Annotated in this window: 3 protein-coding genes and 1 pseudogene; 2 read left to right on the forward strand and 2 right to left on the reverse strand. The window is 63.3% G+C overall.

Features of this window, described 5'->3' with window-relative positions:
- Positions 1 to 669: DevA family ABC transporter ATP-binding protein (locus tag NW857_RS10515; protein WP_414368894.1), on the forward strand; the 669-nt coding region annotated here is incomplete at its 5' end.
- On the opposite strand, the gene NW857_RS10520 is transcribed toward NW857_RS10515, so the two are convergent.
- Both NW857_RS10520 and NW857_RS10525 read right to left on the reverse strand, forming a co-directional pair.
- Complete coding sequence (locus tag NW857_RS10520; protein WP_414335395.1) at positions 666 to 1634, reverse strand: GDP-L-fucose synthase family protein; 969 nt, start codon at positions 1632 to 1634, stop codon at positions 666 to 668. The two genes, NW857_RS10515 and NW857_RS10520, sit on opposite strands and share 4 nt — an antisense overlap.
- Before the next feature lie 101 nt (positions 1635 to 1735).
- Complete coding sequence (locus NW857_RS10525) at positions 1736 to 2920, reverse strand: NAD(P)/FAD-dependent oxidoreductase (protein ID WP_414368896.1); 1185 nt, start codon at positions 2918 to 2920, stop codon at positions 1736 to 1738.
- Positions 2921 to 3132: 212 nt separating this feature from the next.
- Here NW857_RS10525 and NW857_RS10530 point away from each other — a divergent pair.
- Positions 3133 to 3399: pseudogene (locus tag NW857_RS10530) on the forward strand (mechanosensitive ion channel family protein); the annotation flags it as partial.

The raw sequence follows: 3399 nt of genomic DNA on the forward strand, positions 1-3399 counted from the left end.
GCCGAAGGGGTGAACCACTACTTCGGCGAGGGATCCCTGCGCAAGCAAGTGCTTTTTGACATCAACTTCGTTTTGCAGCCGGGGGAGATCGTGTTGTTGACCGGCCCCTCCGGCTCCGGCAAGACCACGCTGCTCACGCTCCTGGGAGCTTTGCGCTCGGTGCAGGAGGGCAGCTTGCGGGTGTTGGGGCAGGAGCTGCGGGGCGCCCAGCCCAACACCCTCATCCAGATCCGCCGCCAGGTGGGGTACATCTTCCAGGCCCACAACCTGCTGCGCTCCCTGACGGCAGCCCAAAATGTGCGTATGGCTCTGGAGCTGCACAACGGCCTTTCCGCCCAGGAAGCCCAAGAGCGGGCGGAAGCGATGCTGGCGGCGGTGGGTCTCGAGGATCGCGTCCACTACTACCCCGAACAACTTTCGGGTGGGCAGAAGCAGCGGGTGGCCATCGCGCGGGCCCTGGTCAGCCACCCCAAATTGGTGCTGGCGGATGAGCCGACGGCAGCCCTGGACAGCAAGTCGGGCCGCGAGGTGGTGACCCTGATGGAGAAGTTGGCGCGGGAGCAGGGCTGCACCATCCTGATGGTGACCCACGACAACCGCATCCTCGACATCGCCGACCGGGTGCTGCACATGGAGGATGGACGGCTGGAGAGCCAGGTTGTCGCCTAGCCGGCTGGCGCGTGGCGGCGGTACCAATCGATGGTGCGCTGCAGCCCCTCCCGCAGCCCCACCTTGGCCACAAAACCAATCCTCTCGCGGGCCTTGGAGATGTCCAGGCAGCGGCGCGGCTGGCCGTTGGGCTTGTCCGTTTGCCAGCGGATCTCGCCCCGAAACTCCATCAGCTCGCAGATGAGGGCAATCAGATCTCGGATGGAGATCTCCTCGCCGGTGCCCAGGTTCAGGGGCTCGGAGCTGTTGTAGAGCTGGGTGGCCAGGAGAATGCCGCGGGCGGCATCTTCGGCGTAGAAAAACTCGCGGGTGGGGCTGCCATCTCCCCACACCTCGACGTAGTTCTGGCCCCGCTGCTGCGCCTCGTGGACCTTGCGGATCAAGGCCGGGATCACGTGGGAGCTTTCCGGATCGAAGTTGTCCATGGGGCCGTAGAGGTTCACCGGCAGGAGGTAGATGCCGTTGAAGCCATATTGCTGCCGGTAGGCCTGCAGTTGCACCAGCAGGGCTTTCTTGGCGATGCCGTAGGGGGCGTTGGTCTCCTCCGGGTAGCCGTTCCAGAGATCTTCTTCCTTGAAGGGGACGGGGGTGAACTTGGGATAGGCGCAGATGGTGCCCACGCAGACAAACTTCTCCACCCCAGCTAGATAGGCGGCGTGGATGAGCTGGGATCCCATGATCAGGTTGTCGTAGAAAAGCTCCGCCGGCTTGGCCTGGTTGAGGCCGATGCCGCCCACGTGGGCCGCCAAATGGATGACGATATCTTGCCCCTGCACCACCTCTTGGCAGACTTCCCAGCGGCGCAGGTCGTGGGTGCGGGAGCGCGGGATCCGCACCTGCTCCGGCTTCACCCCCAGCACTTGCAACTGCTGCAGCACATGTTTGCCCAAAAAGCCGCTGCCCCCCGTGAGCAAGATGCGCTTTTGGCTGAGATCGATGGCACTGGGCACACTGTTGAGCATCATGTCCGACGCGGAAAATCCCCGGCTTCCATTATGCGGCAGATGGGATAGCCGTATCTCAGAGCTGTTCGGCGATGGCCATTGACAATCGACAGGTGAGGTATTCAACTCAAAACCTGGACAAACCGCCCCGGAGACAGAGCAGGGATCCATTCGTCCACTTGTCCATAAGCCTGTTGGGCGAAACGACGGGCCAGGGCTGGCACGATGGCCAAAGGGTTGCTGAAGCCGGAAAACAGTTGCAGGCCTTCCCAGCCGGGCAGGGATCCGACCAGAGGCTGGTGATCGGCGCTGAAGGCCACCAAGCAGTGATACCACCGCCCGGGCAGGCGGGCCACCTGGGGCAGGTAGCGACCGGCCTGTTCCCGGATCTGGGCTTCGCTGGCAGCGGCATCCACCTCGGCCATGGGATCCGTCAGCACCCGGCTGATCTGGCCCAGGCGAATGCTGCCGTCCACAAATTGCAGGATCCCGACATCCAAAATCGGCGGGCAGAGCTCCTGCCCCGGCTCATCCCAAAAGGGATCCCGGTCGGGGTGGGCCGCTTGCCGCTCCAGCTCCAAACGCCGCACGGGCGCGCTCATGACGATGGTTCTCAACCGCACCTCTGCAGGCTTCAGCTCGAGGGATTCGGCGTGGGTGAAGTAGATAGGGGCCCGGATCCCGGCCTGGCGCAACAGAGCCCGCGTCCAGCCGCCGGCGCACACCACCACCTGGGCTGCGCCATAGAAGCTTGTATCGGTCTCCACGCCCGTAATGTGCTGCCCCTGTCGCCGCAGGCCCGTCACGGTTTGCAAGAGCAGGGATCCGCCCAGGCGGTGGAAAGCCTTCTGAAAAGCCAGCGTCGTCAGCCAGGGGTGAATGTGGCCATGCCGGGCCCAGAGCACACCCTCTAGGGCCGCCGGATGCAAGAGGGGCTCCAGCTCACAGGCCGTCTCTACAGAAATCCGCCGGGGTGGGATGCGACAGTCGGCCAGATCTGCTTCGACAGCTTCTAGCTGGTGGCCAGGGGCAATCGGCAGGAGCAGATCCAGCTCGCGAAAGTGAATATCCGCCTCCAGCTCCTCTGACAGGATGCGGTAGCGTTGGATCCCTTCTTCCCCCAAAGCTTTGAGCAGGGGGGTTTTCCCCGCCCAATGGGCCAGGCCACCGTAGCTGTAGCGCGTGGCACTGGGCGGCAGCGCTTCCTTCTCTATGAGGAGAACGGATCCCCCTTGACGGGCCAGCTCGTAGCTCAAGGCCGCTCCGGTGATCCCGCCGCCGATGACAATCCAGTCGTAGTTGGCCATGCTGCCCTCGTTACCCTGAACTTCATCTTGCGGCAGAGTGGCTCTGTTCAGGGTAGCAAGCGCAGCAGAACCTCAGCGGTGGCGGATACTAGCTGAGGAGGAACCCCCAGAGGGCCTCCCTGAGTCCTAATTGAGTGTTCCCGCCGCAGTTCAACGGTGTTATAGAGTGATCTGGCGTTCATCGTGGTCGATAGCGGAGCAAGGGCAAAGATATGAACGAACTACTTCAAACCATCAACCGCAGTCTTTTGGAGATGGTGGGGCGAGGCATCGAGCTGTTGCCGGGCTTCTTGATTGCTGCAGTGATCCTCTGGGCCACCCGCTATGGCGTTCGGGCCGTGCGGCGCCTGCTGGGATCCGCAGCCAATCGGTGGATCTCCAGCCCTTCTCTGCAGTTGTTGCTGGTGCAGATCGGCCAAGTGGGTGCTTGGGTGGTGGGGATCCTGGCAGCCAGCGTGGTGGCTTTCCCAGATCTGCGC

The sequence above is a fragment of the Synechococcus sp. H55.9 genome, from assembly GCF_047462355.1.
Lineage (GTDB): Bacteria > Cyanobacteriota > Cyanobacteriia > Thermostichales > Thermostichaceae > Thermostichus.

Excerpts from the sequence above, each read along its gene's own strand:
- NW857_RS10520 (WP_414335395.1), bottom strand. The coding sequence starts at position 1,634 with ATGATGCTCAACAGTGTGCCCAGTGCCATCGATCTCAGCCAAAAGCGC.
- NW857_RS10525 (WP_414368896.1), bottom strand. The coding sequence starts at position 2,920 with ATGGCCAACTACGACTGGATTGTCATCGGCGGCGGGATCACCGGAGCG.